The 18,875-nt window shown below is 50.0% G+C and carries 12 protein-coding genes and 1 pseudogene; 7 read left to right on the top strand and 6 right to left on the bottom strand.

Annotation, left to right across the window (positions count from 1 at the left end):
• Positions 1-47 precede the first annotated feature (47 nt).
• The 4 genes from BN7444_RS04995 to BN7444_RS04980 all read left to right on the top strand — a co-directional run bounded on the left by BN7444_RS04995 (position 48) and on the right by BN7444_RS04980 (position 3,397).
• Positions 48-878: a M55 family metallopeptidase gene (locus tag BN7444_RS04995; RefSeq protein ID WP_068456595.1), complete on the top strand. Its 831-nt coding sequence runs from the start codon at positions 48-50 to the stop codon at positions 876-878.
• A gap of 14 nt (positions 879-892) precedes the next feature.
• A complete protein-coding gene (locus BN7444_RS04990; RefSeq protein WP_068456592.1) occupies positions 893-1,537 on the top strand; it encodes an HAD family hydrolase in 645 nt (214 codons plus the stop codon).
• Positions 1,534-2,097, top strand: coding sequence for a VanZ family protein (locus BN7444_RS04985; RefSeq protein WP_068456589.1), 564 nt, complete (start codon positions 1,534-1,536; stop codon positions 2,095-2,097). The genes BN7444_RS04990 and BN7444_RS04985 overlap by 4 nt, the downstream gene beginning before the upstream one ends.
• 76 nt (positions 2,098-2,173) lie before the next feature.
• The gene (locus tag BN7444_RS04980; RefSeq protein WP_068456586.1) at positions 2,174-3,397 is read left to right on the top strand and encodes a tetratricopeptide repeat protein; all 1,224 of its coding nucleotides are present in this window, start codon (positions 2,174-2,176) and stop codon (positions 3,395-3,397) included.
• Here BN7444_RS04980 and BN7444_RS04975 read toward each other — a convergent pair.
• Positions 3,387-3,578 carry a PspC domain-containing protein gene (locus BN7444_RS04975; protein ID WP_068456582.1) on the bottom strand — a complete coding sequence of 64 codons (192 nt, stop codon included), beginning with the start codon at positions 3,576-3,578 and terminating at the stop codon, positions 3,387-3,389. The two genes, BN7444_RS04980 and BN7444_RS04975, sit on opposite strands and share 11 nt — an antisense overlap.
• Positions 3,579-3,632: 54 nt before the next feature.
• Here BN7444_RS04975 and BN7444_RS04970 point away from each other — a divergent pair, with 54 nt between their 5' ends.
• The gene (locus BN7444_RS04970) at positions 3,633-4,493 is read left to right on the top strand and encodes a polyphosphate kinase 2 family protein (protein ID WP_068456579.1); all 861 of its coding nucleotides are present in this window, start codon (positions 3,633-3,635) and stop codon (positions 4,491-4,493) included.
• Positions 4,494-4,531: 38 nt separating this feature from the next.
• Here the strand turns inward: BN7444_RS04970 and panC are convergent, their stop codons facing one another.
• The 5 genes from panC to BN7444_RS04945 form a co-directional block, all read right to left on the bottom strand.
• Positions 4,532-5,389: a pantoate--beta-alanine ligase gene (panC, locus tag BN7444_RS04965; RefSeq protein ID WP_068456576.1), complete on the bottom strand. Its 858-nt coding sequence runs from the start codon at positions 5,387-5,389 to the stop codon at positions 4,532-4,534.
• A gap of 4 nt (positions 5,390-5,393) precedes the next feature.
• Positions 5,394-6,221, bottom strand: coding sequence for a 3-methyl-2-oxobutanoate hydroxymethyltransferase (gene panB, locus BN7444_RS04960; RefSeq protein WP_068456574.1), 828 nt, complete (start codon positions 6,219-6,221; stop codon positions 5,394-5,396).
• Entirely contained in the window at positions 6,218-7,087 is an 870-nt protein-coding gene (locus tag BN7444_RS04955; protein WP_068456570.1) for a Rossmann-like and DUF2520 domain-containing protein, read from the bottom strand. Before BN7444_RS04955 ends, panB begins: the two co-directional genes overlap by 4 nt.
• A gap of 176 nt (positions 7,088-7,263) precedes the next feature.
• Entirely contained in the window at positions 7,264-12,006 is a 4,743-nt protein-coding gene (locus BN7444_RS09280; protein ID WP_135122037.1) for an S-layer homology domain-containing protein, read from the bottom strand.
• Between the two features lie 68 nt (positions 12,007-12,074).
• On the bottom strand, positions 12,075-17,111 hold the full coding sequence (locus tag BN7444_RS04945; protein WP_068456567.1) for a hypothetical protein: 5,037 nt from the start codon (positions 17,109-17,111) through the stop codon (positions 12,075-12,077).
• On the opposite strand from BN7444_RS04945, the gene BN7444_RS09520 reads away from it, so the two are divergent.
• Together BN7444_RS09520 and BN7444_RS09515 are read left to right on the top strand one after the other, a co-directional pair.
• Positions 17,097-17,969, top strand: a complete 873-nt coding sequence (locus BN7444_RS09520; RefSeq protein WP_335340607.1) for a helix-turn-helix domain-containing protein — start codon at positions 17,097-17,099, stop codon at positions 17,967-17,969. The genes BN7444_RS04945 and BN7444_RS09520 overlap by 15 nt on opposite strands.
• Positions 17,933-18,811 (top strand): annotated as a pseudogene (locus BN7444_RS09515) (IS3 family transposase); the annotation flags it as partial. The gene BN7444_RS09520 and the pseudogene BN7444_RS09515, both read left to right, overlap by 37 nt.
• Between the last annotated feature and the right edge of the window lie 64 nt (positions 18,812-18,875).

Raw genomic sequence — 18,875 nt, 5'->3', positions numbered from 1 at the left:
CCATTCCCCTTTCTTATCTTCTATCCTATCACGGAAAGGAGCTTTACATGAATATATATATTTCCTTCGACATGGAAGGCATCGCCGGCATCGACCGCTTCAGCGATGAATTTAAACGCACAGGCGCCTATCTGGAATCCATTCACGCCCATCTCCAGGCGGTCATCGACGGCATTCGCCAAAGCCCGAAAAACGACGAGGTGGAGACCATTACCATTTCCGACAGCCACGGCGAAGGCAAAAATTTAGACTACCTGACCCTCTCGAAAATGGACGAGCGCATCGAGCTGGTCTCCGGCTATCCCCGGAACGAATACATGATGAGCGGCCTGGACCGCCACGACATTATCTTTTTTCTCGGCTACCACGCTTCCGGCGGCCATCACCGGGCCAATATGGACCACGCCTACTCCACGGCCTTTCACCGGGTAAGCATCAACGGTATTAAATGCTCCGAGGCCATGATCAATCAAATTTACGCCAAGGAAAAGCACGTGCCCGTGGGTCTGATCATCGGCGACAGCGGCCTTCACAGCCAGCTGATTTTGGAAGGCTACATGCCCTATGTGGAATACGTGGTGACGAAGAAAAGCTTGGGACACAATGCCGTCATCCACCGCAATTTCCAATCGGTGCGAAAGGAAATTATAGAGAAGGTGGGCCTGGTTCTGGACAAAGATTTTTCCGCCATGCCCCTGGGGGATCTCACGGCGCCCTATAATGTGACCATCGAAACCAACAGGACCCTCCACGCCGACAAGGCGGAAATGCTTCCCGGCGTGGCGCGCCTGGACGGCTACCGCATCGGCATGAGTTTTAACAACGGAAAAGATTTAATCAACGGACTCATGGCACTGGAAGTGCTCTGCCGCAAGTAACAGAAAGGAAATCTATGAAAGCCACCGCATTTGACTTCGACGGAACCCTTATCGATTCCATGGGCATGTGGCGCCACTTGGGCCGCAATTTCGTCGAATCCAAAGGGAAGATTTACACCGACGCCATTCACGAGAAAGTGACCACCATGAGTTTAAAACAATCCAGTGCCTTTTTTAAGAAGGTCTTGGAGCTGGACGAGTCGCCGGAGGCGATCTTCGACGAAATGGGCGCCATTTTAATCGACGGCTACGGCAAGACCCTGCCCCTGAAGGAAGGTGCCATGGAGGCATTGGAAAAAGCCCGCCGCTTAGGTCCCGTGGTTCTCGCCACCGCCACCAACGAAGAGCTTCTCATGCCCGCCGTGCGCCGCTTCAATATGGAGCCTTATTTCGATTTCATCCAAACCTGCGACGGCGTGAATATGGAAAAAAGCGACACCCGCTTCTATCACATTCTCGCCGAGAAGCTGAAGGTGGCCCCCGAAGAGATCCTCTTTGTGGACGATGCCCACTACGCCCTGGCATCGGCAAGGGAAGCGGGGCTATTTACCGTGGCCGTCAGGGACGATTACAATCTGCCCTACTGGGACGACATCATAAAAAACAGCGACGTCACCTTGGAAAGCTTGGCGGATTTTGAACCGGAGAGGTATTTTTGATTTACTATGTACTGAAGATGACCCCTGTCGTGGTCATTTTTTCCTTCTTTTCTTTTTCACTGATTCGCACCCAAGTCTTTTCCAAACAAAAAAAGAGAAGCAATCGAAAGCGAGAGCGACTGCTCCTGGCCTTTTCCACCTACTGCCTGTGGCTTTCGTTTTTTCTTCTCGTCGGCAACGAGCGTTTGCAAATGGGCGGGGTGATCTTAGGCATCGACACGACCCTCGCCGATTGGAAGCTCAATCTCATTCCCTTCGCCACGGTAAAGGCCTTTTGGCGCTACGGCACCTTTACGGGCATGTTTTTAAATATTTTCGGCAACATTCTCATCGCCGTGCCCCTGGGCTTTCTTACCCCGGTGCTCTTTCGGCGCCTGAAAGACCGAAAGCCCACCCTGCTCCTTTACGCCGTCGCCTTTCTCCTCGTGGAAACCTTGCAGTATTTTACGGGGCGCAGCGCCGACATCGACGATTGGCTCTTAAATATGCTGGGGGTATTCATCGGCTTTGTTCTGTCGAAAAAACAACACCGCTTTCTCCCGGAAATTTACCGCCGCTAGCACCGCAAGGTGCTTTTTTTACGCCCTTCTTGTTTCTTCAGCGGCCTTTTTTTATAATAAGGGCGAGGAGGTTTCTATGCGAACCATTTTGACAAAAGTACGCATGAATCCGGCCAACGAGGTGCAGGTGGTGGACGCCTACTTGGCCCAGGCGGACACGGATTTCGCCTTGGTCATCGACGCCATTAACAACACGAATAAAATCGTCACCTTCTTAAAGCTGGACGTGCTTTTCATTAACGCCTTCGGCAAATACATTTTCGACGAGACGGTCTTTCAACACAGCTACGAAAAGCTGGCGCTGAAGCCCAAGTCCCTGTCCTACCTGCCCCACTGGATTTTGGACGAGCGCCACCACACGGCGCGGGGCGTGCGGATCCGCATCGCGGAGGTGCATTTCGACGACGGCACCCGCAATTACTACGACCGCACCAAGGAAACGCTCTTTACCGTGCCCATTATTCCCAAAGAAAAAAAAGACGAGCTGAAAAAACTTTTCGGCCCGGATTTTTATACTTACGGCGATCGCACCGCCGGCATGTGGCGCTGCATCTGCGGCTTTACCAACGGCGACGAAGACGCAATCTGCCGCCACTGCAGCCGCTCCAAAGACTTCGTGCTCTCGGCGGTCACCGAGCGGCAGGTGAACAAAAAGCTCTTTCAGCTCTATGTAAACAAAGACCGGGACTTCGCCGATCGAGCCACGGCCTATGAAGAGACCATGCCCATTCGCCCCCTGGATGAAATCGACTTGGAGCGGGGCACGGCAATCGCACCGGCGCCCTCGAAGAAAAAAAGCGCCCTGGTCTTTCTAATCGTCGCCGCCGCCGTCATCTCCCTCACGGCCTTCGCCTTTCACATCTACGACGGCATCAGCACGAAGCGCAATTACGAAAAGGCGCAAAGCTACATCGCCATGGGCGAATACGACAAGGCCGAGGCCATTTACGACGATCTGCCTCCCACGGTGGACAATGTGGACATGGCCCTGAAAATTCAGGAACTGGACACATTAAAGGATTCCGACGCCAATTACAACAAGGCCCTGGAGCTTTCCCGCGCAGGCGACACCTTGGCCGCTTACGCCAATTACAAAAAAGTGGTGGAAGAGGATCGCCACAATTACGCCAACGCCCGAGCCATGATGGAGAGCATTCAAACGGAAGCCATTTTGGAGGCGAACAGCACCCTGGCCAAGGGCAATAAAAAAGACGCCGAAAAAATCTTCGACGCCTATCTGGCCTTGGACCCGAAAAACGAACGGCTGTTGAGGGCAAGAGAAGACGCTCTTACCAAGTAGTTTCTTCGGGAATCAACAGCGCGCAAATAATGTAAACCAACAGGCCGCTTCCTCCGCCGAAGGCGAAGAGAACCCACAAGATGCGAACGATATTGGAGTCGATGTCGAAATATTCGCCTAAGCCGCCGCAAACGCCGGCGAAGACGCGGTCGGTGGTGCTTCTTCTTAATTCTTTTTTCATAAAATCCTCCTGTCTCAATCTGTAGATATATTATACCCGAAAAGGCGGTGTCCTATGGAAACAAAACGATATAAAGTCCACGAAAAGACAAAGATTCATCTAAAAGATTACGCCACCTCCTACGACGGCCCCTTGGAGAAAAAAGAGGTGAAGGAAAAATACCTTCCCGAAAACCTAAAGGCCATGGCACAGATTCAAGACGCCCTCTACGCGGAAAACACCCGGGGCATCGTCGTGGTCCTGCAGGCCATGGACGCCGCGGGAAAAGACGGCCTCATTAAACACGTCTTTACGGCCCTGAACCCCCAAGGCGTCACCGTCACTCCCTTTAAGGTGCCCAATGCCGAAGAGCTGGATCACGATTACCTGTGGCGCATCGCGAGGGCCCTGCCCCGCCGCGGCGAAATCGCCATCTTCAACCGCAGCCACTACGAAGACGTGCTGGTCACCCGCGTCCACGATCTCTTGAAAGATTCCCCCATGCCTCGGGACTTGGTGGACGATCACATTTGGACCCGCCGCTTTAAAGAAATCGTCGCCTTCGAAGATTACCTGAACGACAACGGCTTTACCGTGGTGAAATTTTTTCTCCACCTGTCCAAAGACGAGCAGAAGGAGCGGCTTTTGGAGCGGATCACACGGCCCGAAAAGCACTGGAAGTTTTCCTCTTCCGATGTCAACGAGCGAGCCTACTGGGACGACTACCAAAAGGCCTACGAAGATCTAATCGCCCACACCTCCACGGAAAAATCCCCCTGGTACATTATTCCCGCCGACCGCAAGTGGTATGCCCGCTACGCCGTGTCGGAAATCATGCTCGATCTCATGAAAGAGATGAACCCGACCTACCCCGAATTGGCTGAGAAGGAGAAGGAAAATTTAGCCAAGTGGAAGAAAATTTTAGAAGAAGATTAAAAAGGCGGCCCCCGCGTGGAGCCGTCTTTTTTCATGCCTTATTTTTTCAAATCATCTCTAAAGAAGCTGTTGTCGATAAGGCGGGTGCTGCCGATGTAGACCGCCATGGCGATAAAGCTGTCTTCCACCAATTCCGCATCCCGCTCGAAGTGAGGGAAGCGGAGGATTCCCACGTAGTCGATCTTCGCCAAAGGCTCGGCTTCGATTTCCTTCGTCACTGCGTCCAATAGGGCGGCCACATGTCTTTCGCCGTCTTGCACCATGGCCTTGGCCATTTTGATGGAGCGGGATAAAACCACGGCGGCCTTTCGCTCCTCAGCATTTAAGTAGCGGTTTCTGGAGCTCTTCGCCAGGCCGTCCGCTTCCCGCACAATGGGGCAGGGCACGATGGCGAGATCCATATTTAAATCCCGCACCATGGCCTCTACAATGGCCACCTGTTGCACGTCCTTTTGACCGAAGTAGGCCCTGTCCGGCGCCACCAAGTTAAAGAGCTTGGTAAGCACCGTGGCCACGCCGGCAAAGTGAATGGGCCGGGTAATGCCGCAGAGAATGTGAGTCATGGACTCGGGCGGCGTAACGCGGAAGCCGAAATTTTCCGGATACATTTCCTCCGGCTCCGGATGAAAGACGATGTCCGCCCCCAAGCTTTCGCAAAAGGCGCCGTCCTTGTCGATGTCCCGAGGATACTCCTCGTAGTCTTCCCCCGGTGCAAATTGCAGGGGATTGACGAAGACCGACACCACCACCGTGTCATTTTCTTCCCGACATCTTTTAATCAAAGAGCCGTGGCCCTCGTGCAAGGCACCCATGGTGGGCACGAGACCCACACTGCCCTTGGCCTTGGCCGCCTTGCATGCTTCTCTTAATTCATCTACCCTCGTAATAATCTTCATCGTTTTATTTGTCCTCCAGTAACCGTTCGTCCATGGAAAATTCGTGTTCCTTCGTGGGGAAGCTGCCGTCCTTCACCGCGTCGTTGTAATCCTTAAAGCCCTGCACCATCACTTCGCCGACGTGAGCGAATTGACGGACGAATTTCGGCACGAAATCGTCGAACATGCCCAGCATATCCTGATAGACCAAGACCTGGCCGTCGCAGTCCGCCCCGGCGCCGATGCCGATGGTGGGAATGGAAAGCATCTCCGTCAGCTTCTTTGCCAGCGCCGCCGGCACACATTCCAGAACCACGGCGAAAGCCCCTGCCTCTTCCACGGCCTTGGCGTCGGCGAAAAGCTTCGCCACCGTGGCCTCGTCCTTGCCCTGTACGCGGAAGCCGCCAAAGGCATTCACCGATTGAGGCGTAAGGCCGATGTGGGCGCAGACGGGAATCTTCGCATCTACAATGGCCTTAATCACGTCCTTCACCTCCACGCCGCCTTCCAGCTTCACGGCGTGGGCGTGGCCTTCGGCGATGAGGCGGCCGGCATTAATGACGCTGTCGCGAATGCCCGTGGAGTAAGACATAAAGGGCATGTCGCAAATAATCAGAGGATGCTTCGCGCCCCGAGCCACGGCGGCGGAATGGTGAATCATATCCTCTACGGTGACGGAAAGAGTGTCCTCGTAGCCCAGCATGGTCATGCCCAAACTGTCGCCGATTAAAATGGAATCGATCCCCGACTTGTCCACCAGCTTCGCCGTGGAGTAATCGTAGCAGGTAATCATGGTGAGCTTTTCGCCCGATACCTTCGCCTCGTTAAATGTACGTACCGTTACTTTTTTCATTCTTCCTCTCCTTTTAAAAGCATTCGCATGGCGTCATAGGGGCGGCCTTCGTGCTTCGCCTCGCCAATGTCGCATAAAATCAAACTCGCCGCACGATACAGAGCCTCTGCATCATCGTCGCCCTTACGGGCCAGAGCATCTAAATGGCGGCCCACCGTGGTCAAATCACAGCGCTCCACCGGCCCCGTCAACGCGGCGGCGGGGCCCACGTCGAAAATCTTCGCCAGATTCTTTTCGGCGAGAGGCTTCAAAGCCACCTTCGCCTCCGATTCGTCAAAGCCCACGTCCTTCATGAGATCAAAGGCCATGGCGCTTACCGCCACCACCAAATTACTCATCACCGCCGTAGCCAGGTGGTAGGTGGCCTTGTCCGTCGACGTCATCACCTTATAGGCGATACCATGGGCGTCCAGACAGTCCTTAAACACCGCCACGGCCTCATCGTCGCCCTCTAAAGTAAAAAACGCACTACCGACGGATGCGTATCCCGTCTCCCTGTCGGCAATGGCCATTAAGGGATGCAGAGATGCGGCAGAAACGTCCTTGGTAGTACGATGAAAGAAAAGGGAAGAAGACAAACTGCCCGCCGTGTGGCAGAGAATCTTTCCCGAAATATTCAATTGTAAAAGCTGTCGCCACACATCCTCGATGACATCGTCGGGAGTGGCGATGAGAATCACATCGCTTGCGTCGAGCAATTCACTTAGACTCCGAAAGCACGTGCTTCCCGTTTTTTCCGCGCCGTATTGGGCGCTTGAAAGACTGCGGCTGTAATAGCCGCTGATCCTCAGGGGCCCCGATGAAAACAGAGCGATCCCCAAGCTGACGCCGACCTTGCCGGCGCCGATAATGCCAAGCTTTTTCATGTTATCACCTCGTTTGAGTGCAATACATAGGCGTGACCATTCAGTTGTAAAAAATAAATGTATAGTTTCATTCGAATACTACCATTACCATTGTACGAGCCTTTCCCTTTAATGACAAGGGCATTCGAAGCACAAAAAAGGAACCGAGTAAAAACTCGATTCCTTCTTTTTGATTCTTAGCGATTGGCTAATGCCTCTTTCCAGTTTTGAAGAACGCGTACCCAAGTTTCATCTACCTTGCCCTTTTCGGTGCGGTAGAATTCGTGAGTGTTGGATGCTTCGACAACTTGGAAGTATGCCCAGTGGCCGCGGTTAATGTCGTTAAATTCGACCAATCTGCTCTTCACATCGGCAATGCCGGGTTCTTCGACATGACGATCGTAAAGCTTGTTAAAGATCGTAACCGCTTCTGCACGGGTGATTTGATCATTCGGGCGGAAGGTACCGTCCGGATAACCGGCGATTCGATCGTTGGCATAAGCTTGATTAATCGCCGCTTCTGCCCAGTGGCCCTTCACGTCGGCGAAGGGTGCCATGCCGGTATTGGCTTTGTCGATGGCCCTGATCATTTGTGCAAATTCAGCACGAGTGATCTTGCCGTCGGGGCGGAACGTGCCGTCGGGATAACCCTTCATATAACCTGCGTTCACAACCGCATTAATGGCCGCATTGTACCAGCCACTGCGTACGTCCATAAAGTCGGGTCTTGCCTTGTTGGAAAGATCCAAACCTTGCAGACGAGCGATCATCGCTGCCGCTTCGGCACGAGTCATATTGCCTTCGGGTCTGAAGGTGCTGTCTTCGTAGCCATAGATATACAGCTTGTGAATGGCGGTTTCGTGTTTCGGTTTTTCATCAGAAGGCGTCGACGGGGTCCAGGGGATGAACCAGGTGCCGCCGTTATCTTTACCTTTTACAATAGCGGTTTCAGTAGCGGGTTCTTTACCTTTTTCCGTTTGCGTTGCGGTAATGGTTTCGCCCGGTTTCAGCGGACGATCGACGGGAACGGGAACGGACCACTTGCCGTCAGTACCGACGGTGGTCCTGCCGATTTCCTTTTTGTCCTTATCCGTTACGACAATTTCTGCACCGGGTTTGCCCTTACCGGTGATCTTATCATCACCTTCCGTCGGACGATTGATGATAGGTTTATCGGATTTACCCGGATCTGCTTGCTTCGGATTGACGATGATGTTGGTCTTGCCATCGGCGGTCAATTCTGTCGGTTGTCCGCCGGCGTCTTTTCCGTTGACTTTGGCAACGAAGGGTTTGCCGTTGTGGTCGTTGATGGTCAGATCGGTTTTTTCTGTCGGGGTCACGGTGACGCCGTATTCAGTCAGTTGATCTTTGCCGATTTCAACGGTGTTGCCGTTTTTGTCGGTGAGTTTGACTTTGATGCCGTCGTGATTCGGTTTGTCGCCTTCGGTGTAGGTCATCTTGGTCGGGTCTTTAATGACTTCGATACCGATGATGTTTGCCTTATCGAAAGTAGCTGGAGCAGCTTTATCTGTGTATTTTGCCGTGAAGTCTACATTTGCATCTAATGCTGTTTTGTAGTCTTTTAAGTCTTTTGCATAATCCTTGCTTGCTGCTGTCCAGCCTGCCCATTCTTTTCCTGTGTTTGCTGTTACTGTCGGAATTGTTAGGGCCGGATTTGCTGCTTGAGCGTCTTGGATTGTCTTGCCTTTTAATACATCAAATACTTTCTTGTCGTTTGCTCCGAATGCTCCGTCTGTTCCAGGTGCAAAGGTTACTCTTACATAACCTTCCGGTGTTTTTCCAGGATTGTCTTGGTCGTCCGGAATGATAACGACTTTCTTATCTGTGTATTTTGCCGTGAAGTCTACATTTGCATTTAATGCTGTCGTGTAGTCTGTTAAGTCTTTTGCATAATCCTTGCTTGCTGCTGTCCAGCCTGCCCATTCTTTTCCTGTGTTTGCTGTTACTGTCGGAATTGTTAGGGCCGGATTTGCTGCTTGAGCGTCTTGGATTGTCTTGCCTTTTAATACATCAAATACTTTCTTGTCGTTTGCTCCGAATGCTCCGTCTGTTCCAGGTGCAAAGGTTACTCTTACATAACCTTCCGGTGTTTTTCCAGGATTGTCTTGGTCGTCCGGAATGATAACGACTTTCTTATCTGTGTATTTTGCCGTGAAGTCTACATTTGCATTTAATGCTGTCGTGTAGTCTGTTAAGTCTTTTGCATAATCCTTGCTTGCTGCTGTCCAGCCTGCCCATTCTTTTCCTGTGTTTGCTGTTACTGTCGGAATTGTTAGGGCCGGATTTGCTGCTTGAGCGTCTTGGATTGTCTTGCCTTTTAATACATCAAATACTTTCTTGTCGTTTGCTCCGAATGCTCCGTCTGTTCCAGGTGCAAAGGTTACTCTTACATAACCTTCCGGTGTTTTTCCAGGATTGTCTTGGTCGTCCGGAATGATAACGACTTTCTTATCTGTGTATTTTGCCGTGAAGTCTACATTTGCATTTAATGCTGTCGTGTAGTCTGTTAAGTCTTTTGCATAATCCTTGCTTGCTGCTGTCCAGCCTGCCCATTCTTTTCCTGTGTTTGCTGTTACTGTCGGAATTGTTAGGGCCGGATTTGCTGCTTGAGCGTCTTGGATTGTCTTGCCTTTTAATACATCAAATACTTTCTTGTCGTTTGCTCCGAATGCTCCGTCTGTTCCAGGTGCAAAGGTTACTCTTACATAACCTTCCGGTGTTTTTCCAGGATTGTCTTGGTCGTCCGGAATGATAACGACTTTCTTATCTGTGTATTTTGCCGTGAAGTCTACATTTGCATTTAATGCTGTCGTGTAGTCTGTTAAGTCTTTTGCATAATCCTTGCTTGCTGCTGTCCAGCCTGCCCATTCTTTTCCTGTGTTTGCTGTTACTGTCGGAATTGTTAGGGCCGGATTTGCTGCTTGAGCGTCTTGGATTGTCTTGCCTTTTAATACATCAAATACTTTCTTGTCGTTTGCTCCGAATGCTCCGTCTGTTCCAGGTGCAAAGGTTACTCTTACATAACCTTCCGGTGTTTTTCCAGGATTGTCTTGGTCGTCCGGAATGATAACGACTTTCTTATCTGCTTTTGCTAGGAATGTTGTATTTCCTGTTATTGCTACTTCTTCCGGTTTGTTGTTCTCAACGGCGTTTTCCTCGTTGTACCACTTGGGATTGCTGAAGGTTTGTTCTGCTTTTAGTGTCGGGAATTTGTCTTTCGCTAATGTGTCGTCTTTCTTGACGGCGTAGGTTTTTCCGAAGAGGGAATCGGCTTGTACGCCTTCGCCCTTGCTCACGGTGACTTTAAAGAAGCCGTCGGGGAGTTTCGGATCGCCCGGTTGAATTTCGTCGCCGCTCTTGATGAATTTGGCGATGCGGACTTGGCCGTCGGCGACTTTGTCTGCCGGGGCGTCATCCCAGTGCCAGAAGACATAGCTATTTGCGTTATTTGTTGTTGGCATGGTAAAGCCTTCCCATGCGGTGTCTTTTTTCACCAGGGCGGAGATGACTGGTTTTTCTTTTTCTTTACCTAAGGTTAAGGTTCCCGAGTTGTCCGGGCTGACTTTGAAGGCGACGATGACGTAGTTATCTCTGTTGATTTCTTTTCCGTCATCATCTTTGGTCGGGATATTGGGGTCGTCCGGTTTGGTCGGATCGTCTTTATCTGCAGGGACGTAGGGAATGACGTCTTTGTTGCTGTATTTGCTTCCGTATTTTGCCGTATATTCAGCCGTCGTAACGACTGTGTCATCCTTCGGCACGTCGGGCGTCCAGCTTTCAAATACCCGATTATTATCAGGAGTGGTTGTCTTGGTTCTTGTCGGTATCGGTTTTAGTTTGGCAATTTCTTTTTGCAATGCCTGGTTGTTGTACTTGAGCCCTTCTTTGACGTCGATGACTTTTATCTTTTCACCCAAGTCATTGAATTTACCCTCACGTTTGCCGGGGACTTGATCTGCCTTAAAGGTGAGTCGCACATAGCCCTCGGGGACGTCGGGGTATTTTCCGTCATCGCCGCGATCGGGCACGAGGACATCGGCCCCGTACACGAGGGAAATCGTCGCCGGTTCTTTTGGATTTTTCTCGGATAAAGCGATCTTGTATTCTTTGTCTCCAAGGGTAATCTTGTCCCCATTGCCTTTGCCGTCGACTTTGTATTCCACGCCGTCAACGGCTTCATTTAATTGATCATCATCAATGTCTTCCGAAGTCCGGACATTCAGTTCCGCATCCTTGGCCGGCAAGGGCAGGCTGACATCGGTTAGGTTGTCAGCTGTAATATTGGGCATATTGCCTGTGGGCAAATCTTCCGCCTTTAAGGCTTTGCCGTAGGGATCCACATATTTCACGTTCACGATGGGGTTGGCTAATTCCGTCAGTCTAATACGGAAGTGCAACTTGCCTGCAGATCCGGGAGCGGTTGAGCTGGAAAAATCAACGCGAATTTTGATGTTTCCTTGGTATTCCGCTTCCAAAGATGCATTATCTACCATGGTGCCGTCGGTGGGCCAACCGATGTTAAACTCTTTTGTTCCGGCTTCGGTTATGGGACCCACTTTTTTCTTGTGTTCTTGTCCGTCTTTGGTGGTCCACTTGGCCACAAGGTCAAAAGACTTGTTAGGGAGCGCGTCCCAATCAAAGGCTTTTCCGCCGAGGCCGGTGGCTTTTAACTCAACGGCCGTGTCCCATTGTGCAGGTGCGCGGCGAGGCACTCTTCTCAGGGTCCTTACGCTCGTTTTGTTTTCAGGTACGTTGAACGAAAAAACTTCTCTTCCGCCTTCAATTTTGCCTTGTAATTCTTCATACCCGCCGCTCGTTTCCTTTGCGTATTGGCTCACGGCGTAGGCCGTGTTTCCAAAGGTGGAAAGTAGCATCGCGAGTGTCAGAAGCAATGAAAGCAGTTTTGTTTTTGACTTCATTTTACCTCCTTTAAGGGGAGGGACTCCCTCCCCCTCCGGTTCTTCTGTCTTCTCTATCTCAGTTGGATTTACTTAATATCCAGTATCTGCGGATTGGTCGTATAGGTCTTTCCGGCTTCCGTGCAAGTGCCGCTAACCACGATGCGGTCGCCGGCTTTTAATTTGTAGCCATTAGCGAATACCGCTTTAACAAAGGTTCCGTTGGTTTGAACGGTTGCCGTTGCGGAAGATTTTTCGCTGCCGTCTTGACCGATGACTTTCAAGGTCACTTGTGCATTGTCTCTATCTGCTGTGACTTTTACGAATTTTCTGCCGCTTCTGTAGCCTTTCATTTCGACCATCAGTTGATAGGTCCTGGTGTAGTCCACAATTTTTTCCGTCTTGTTGCCATACTCATCGACAGCGGTAATGGTGATGACGGGATCTTGGCCGTCATTGACGCCTTCTCTCAAGATGGTGTTCAAGAGTTCTAAGGAAGCTTTGGTGCCCTCGGTTGTAACTTCATAGTCAAATTCTTGGATGCCGGTTCCCAATTGAACGGTCACATGAACCTTACGTCCTTCGGGGATTTCAGACAAGATGGCCTTCAAATCCACGAAGCGTCTAAAGAGTTCGTCTTCCGCTTTTGTTTGATCAAATTGCGGGCCGGCGGCGTCGATCTTGACGTAGTCTCTGTTGGCTACATCCTTTTCGCCGATGGCCTTATCGCCGTCGTTGTTGGACGCCGCAGGAATCATATCCGGTTGCTTGGATACGATGCGAACGATGTCGCCATCCTTAACGCCGTCGAGGGTAATGGTCTTGGTTTTCCCCAAGGTGTCGGTGTTTTCCATGGTGGTCTTGCCGACATCCACCCACTTGTTGTTGTCTTTATCCCACTTTTGTGCCACGTATTCCGTGCCGGGAGTGGGCTTGTTTAAGGTGGGGTTGGGAATGTCGAATTCCACGACGGGTTTGCCGTCTTGGGTATTGGGCACTTGCTTCATTCGATCAACCGGAGCGGAGGTGCCTCGTTGGTTGATGGTTACACGGCCTTCCTGACCGTCGATGTCTTTGCCGGCTTTTTCAACCACGTACTTGGCGACAATGTCTTGGCCTGCCTTTCCTTTCAGGTTCAGGCTGCCGATAATTAACTTACCTGCATCTTTGTCTGTTCCTTCCGTGGCTGTGAATTCGCCGCCTGTGTAGCTGCCGTCGGGTTGTTTTGCAAGCACGACTTCCGTGCCGTCTGCAACGGTAAGCTTAATGGCTTTGATTCCGGCTTTCTTTTCCGCCGCGCCCCAAGTGAGCTTGGCTTCTTTGTCGGTGTCATAGACATTGGCAAAGGCAGGTTTCGGAATGTCCAAGGGTGTGGAGGTGTTCCAAATGGTGTAGCCGACGACTTCCTCTGTATTTTGACGATCGACCGTAGTCGCCGTTCTGGATGTTGCCGAAGTAAAGGCGTCAACACCGATGCTGTAGGCTTGGTTTTTCGCCAAGGGATCGCCGTAGGGATTGCCCGCTTTTTCGTGTAAGTTCTTGGGCGCATTGGGGTCTACCGTGGCGGCGTCGCCTTGCAAACGAAGATAGGTCTTTAAGCCTAAATCGCCCCAGTTGGGCACCTTGAAGTTCTTGTAGGCATCTTCCATGCCTGCGGGAACGACTGCCGATACATAGGACATCCGTTGTCCCAATTCGTCAAAGCCGGGCAGTTTCCACGTTAAGGTTTTTTCCGTGCCGTCCCACTCTTTTAAGCCGGCATCGCCTAAGGGATAGTAGTTGGCATTTTGGTGAACCGTCGGCTCACCGTAGTTGGTAACCGCTGTCCGTCTCAAAAGGCCGATCTTTGCAGGTTTTTTCTTAGCACCATCAACGTCGTCCACGTACTTGCCATACTTGCCTTGTTTGGTGTCGATGTTTTTGTACGAAGCCACGACATTGATGTCGAAGAAGGGGCGGTAGTTGGCATAAAGGTGAATGTCCTTGCCTTCTTCAATGGCTTGTGCTAAGTCATCTGCGTAGGCTTTGTTTACATCTTCCGCGCGCACCGCCACGGAGTAGCCGTTGGGAATATAACGTGTATTTTGAACGACCTTCAGGTCTTTTAACCATTCGGTTTTTTGAGGAATCCGCTTGGTTCCTTTTGCTACAAGGCCTTGGGTGATTTCACCGATCCGTTCGTTGTTGTTCCCTGCAGCAAATCCAGAACTATCGTCGTTCGTGTAGCGTGTGGTGGTCCAACCGATAAAGGAGTTTTCAGGAATATTAAAGGTCTTCGCCTTGGTATCCGCAATCTTGTCAATCTCCCCTTGCTCGCCGGTGACTGGCACCTTGGGCAATTGCTTGATAATCAGGTTCCCCTTCATCTTTGATAAGGTGGCGCTGGAAACGGCGTCGATGATTTTGTTTGTCTTATCGACGTCGGAAATCGTAATCGGCACCGTTATCGTTTGTTCGTCCTTAGGATCGGCGGTGTTGTTGGAGTGAAGGATTAAGTTAATGCCTTCCCCGTAAACAGCGTAGACTGTGCGATTGGTGTCGATGGGGGAGTTAGCGTCAAAGACATAGGCTTCTTTTTCCGCTTTTGCCCAGTCGCTCGCTTTGGTGACGACCTTGCTGCCGTCTTTCAATTCGTTGAACTGCTCAGCCACGCTCTTTCCATCTTTGGCTGCCAATTTCACAGTGGTCCAACCGAGTAATTTCTTGCCTTGGGGCAATTTAATGGCGTCTTTCGTGGGCATTTGTCTTAATTTCAATGCATCATCTTTCAGCGGATTGCCATCGTGATCGAGCAAGTTGCCTTTGGCGTCTTTTTTCACATTGTCGCCTTCAAAACCGCTGGCCTTATAGTTAGCATTGGCCTTTCCGGTTTCAATGTCGTATTTGTATTCGGCACTGAGGGGAGCGATCTTTTCAATAGTAGCCTTGTTATCGGTGGAGGTGACGCCGTTCAAATCGAATGTTACTTTCGCTTGAACTTGTTCCACGACCGGCGGTCTGGATTCGCCCGCCAGGGTTTCCACGTCGGTATTGCTGAACAAGAGCGGCATATCTCTTTCCAAGGTCGGCATGGTAAAGGTCTTGTCTTTGCCGGGCATTTCCGTGTCAAATTCATAACCTTTTTGGTTCACGCCATTGACCTTTACGTCGATACGGCTGTCGGCCTTGTTGGATGTATCGCCGGGCTTGGCGGTAATGTTTTGAACATCCTTGTCTTCTTTGGACTTTTTAATGTCGATTTGCGCATTTTCATAAGCGGTGCGACCGGAAATCTTGGTGTCGCCGACGAAAATTTCGTCCACGTCAGGCTTTTGGTAGGTGGTGGTTACGGTACCGGCAGAGTACGTGCCTTGCCAGTCCATAACGATGGGGCTGTGGTCTTCTACGTAATTTGCCCGGTACATCTCCGGCGAATCCTTAAAGTGAAGGGTAGCTTCGCCGCCATCCTTATAATTGGTAAATAGATAGAGTTCCGTGCCCGCCTTTAAGGTCATGTCCATACCCTTTTGAACGGTGTATTCATAGAATTGCCCTTGTCCGGCATGAAGGAAATTTGATCCCAGGAACATTTCCGTCCCTTGTCCACGAATGCCTAAGCGCATTTCACGGTTTCGTGGCGCTGCCGCGTCAGAAAGAATCCCACTACCAAACTTGTCGGCAAAATCAATCTTAATCTTTTCGCCGCCACGAATGGTGACATCTTTGTCCAACTTAAAGCTGTACTTATACTGTCCTTCTTTGTTGTCTGTAATAACAGCGGAATAGAAGGGGAAGTATTGGAGGCCATCGTTGTCATTCAGGAGCTTTTCTACTTTTTCCGGGTTCACATAGTAGCGGACGATGGTGCTTTGACCACCATTTAAGAGGGATTCAACCCCGTCAAGCCACGATGCTAAGGGCTCGTTGACGGTAAGGTTGGTTTTTATTCCCTCTTGGGCCTCCTGTGTACGATCAAATGCGTTATTGGCGATTTGAATAAAGCCCACATCGCTCCCTTTCGGGAAGTTAATGTTCTCTTTCAATACAGCGACGGAGCCTTTTGGCGTCGGCTTGCCTTCTTTATCTAGACGTCCGGGTGATGGATTCCCGTTGTTCGCTGTGGAGTAAATATGAGCGATGGTGCCCGATGCATCAATTGGCTCTAAGACGTCAAAGAAACGCTTATCTACCACTTGCCGATAGCCTATTTCTCGTCCGTATATTGTGTTGTTCGCCGTACCCACCTTGTTGTAGCGGTGTCTGACTTCAATATAGCCTTTTTCTTTATTGAAGTATACTGAAGAGCCGCCGCCGCGGAAAAACCGGTCCGGCGTAACAGAATGACGAATTTCTCTTAAGAGATTTTGTTCATAATTGTGTTTGATAGGCACGATAGAGGCGAATGTGTAAGTTGAATAGTTCCCCCTACCCGTTGCTTTATCCGTATAACAAGCAATTTCCTTTCTATCGCTCGTCATCAGCCGCATTTGAACCAAAGGTTCTTTGGCGAACTTATCTACGGTTTGGCCCTTTTTCAAAACCAAGTTGATGGGCACTTCATTCATCGCCGCCGTGGCGCCTGTGTTTCCATTTTGGGCAATATTGACTTCTTTTACGTTGGTTGTCCCTGCATTGGTGATGTTGGTGACACCAAAAGGTGTAATCGTATCGTAGGTTTTGTCGTCATGGTACCATCCGAGAGTCGAACCTGCCGAAACGCCTTTGTAAATTCCCGTTTCGATATCGTTCCAGTCAACCATATCGTAGAAGCTGTCTTCCAGCTTCAGTTGCATGACGTGCCATACACCGGTGCCAACCTTGTCGAACTTCCTCATGGTCAGTCGCATGACGGTTCTGCCATCGGGGCGAATAAAGTAGCCACCATAACCGATCATCGGGTTTTTCAATGGTTCGGCCAAGTTGGATACTTCACGCAAGTATTGTCCATTCGCCAGCGGCCAGTAATTCTTTTCTTTTAAATTATCTTCCGTTAAGTTCCAATCCGTGGTTTGGATGGTCTCCTTGCCCGTTTTTGGATCGATTGCTTTATAGGTTTCGGCAAAAACGGAAACAGGCAATGCCGTTGTGACCATAATGGCCGCCAGGGCACCTGCTGCCACTCGCTTTCGCGCATGCTTAAAATCCATGCTTTCCTCCTTTTCTGTTTCTCATTGCTATCGCCTACCGAGTGTTTTTCCTTGCAATCCCTCCTTAAAAAACACACTGCCTTTTTTTCGTCATTTTTTTACTTTATCAAGGCGGTATATGATTTTATTGTACCACCCCCCCCTATCAAAAATCTATATAAATTCCGTAAATTTACACATTTTAAGGGAAATATTTTCTCAATAAAAAAAGCACCTTCATGCACTGACCCCCAAAAGTTGGACCAAAAAAATCCAACCTTTGGGGGTCTTTTAATGGCAAAATACAGTTATGAATTGAAGAGGAAAATTGTTGAGGAATATTTGAATGGACACGCAGGTCATAAAATCTTGGCTAAGAAATACCAAATCGGCGTCTCGCAAATTGAACGCTGGGTCAACAATTACAAACATTTTGGCAATGAAGGCTTAATGCGCTCTAGAAATAAACGCTCGTACAGTGTAGAGTTTAAGTTAGAAGCCATTAAACGCTACGAAACGAGCGAATACAGCTACCAACAATTGGCCCTTGAACTCGGTTTGACGAATCCGTCCATCATCGCCAACTGGCGCAGACAGTACCGAGAGGAGGGCGTTGAGGGTCTGCGATCACATAAGCGAGGGAGACCTGTGACGAAGAATAACGATCGCAATCAAACACCAAAGTCTTCAACAAAGAAGGAGCCTCTTGATGCATCCACACGGGAGGCATTGGAAAACCGCATCAAAGAATTGGAAGCGGAGAATGAAATACTCACCATTCAAAAGATGTACTTGGAGGAGCTAAGGAGTTTGGTGAGGGAAGAAAAAATGAACAAAAGGCGAGGATCGTCGCCAAACTCCGAGGACAATTCCAACTAAGAAAGATTCTTGCCGCCATCAACTTTCCAAAATCCACCTTTATGTATTGGCAGAAAAAGTGGAGCGAAGAAGATAAGGATCAAGCGTTAAAGGATGAAATCTTGGCCATTCGGCGTGAACACAAAGACTATGGCTACCGAAGGATCCATCTGGAGTTGAAAAACCGGGGATGGGCGGTCAACAAAAAGAAAGTTCAACGACTGGTTCAGGTCATGGGCCTTCAAGTTCGTGCTTATGGCAGAAAATACAAGAAGTACAACTCCTACAAAGGCGTCGTCGGGAAAATCAAGAAAAATCGAATCAATCGACGCTTCAACACCTGCATCCCCTACCAAAAAATTACCACCGACACCACGGAATTTAAATACTACGAAGAAGATGAGGCGGGGAAACTTCAAACAAAGAAACTCTACCTCGATCCGTACATGGACATGTACAATCTGGAAATCATCAGCTACGTCCTCTCCGATCAGCCCAACGGCGTCACCATGCTACGAGGCTTAGAAGAAGCCATCGAACGAACCAACGGCTGCCCCTACCGCCGCACCTTCCACTCCGATCGTGGCTGGGGCTACCAGATGACCGCCTATCAAGCCATGTTAGAAGAGCACCACATCTTTCAAAGCATGTCCAGAAAAGGCAACTGCTACGACAACGCACCCATGGAGAACTTCTTCAGTGTGCTGAAAAGAGAAGTCTACGACGGCTATGTCTACCGGAGCCGGCAAGAACTTGTGCGGGCCATCGAACACTTTATCCGCTACTACAACAACGATCGAATCAAAGAAAAGTTAGGAGGTTTAAGTCCGAAGCAATACCGTGAACGCATGAATGCAGCATAGAAGGAATGTTATGTAAAACAAAATCGAGCAAGCGAAATGCTTACTCGATTAAGTCCAACTTTAT

This window comes from Peptoniphilus pacaensis (genome assembly GCF_900088125.1).
Taxonomy (GTDB): domain Bacteria; phylum Bacillota; class Clostridia; order Tissierellales; family Peptoniphilaceae; genus Aedoeadaptatus; species Aedoeadaptatus pacaensis.
Note: the sequence above shows the minus strand (reverse complement) of the source record. Positions and strands in the feature narration are given on the sequence as shown.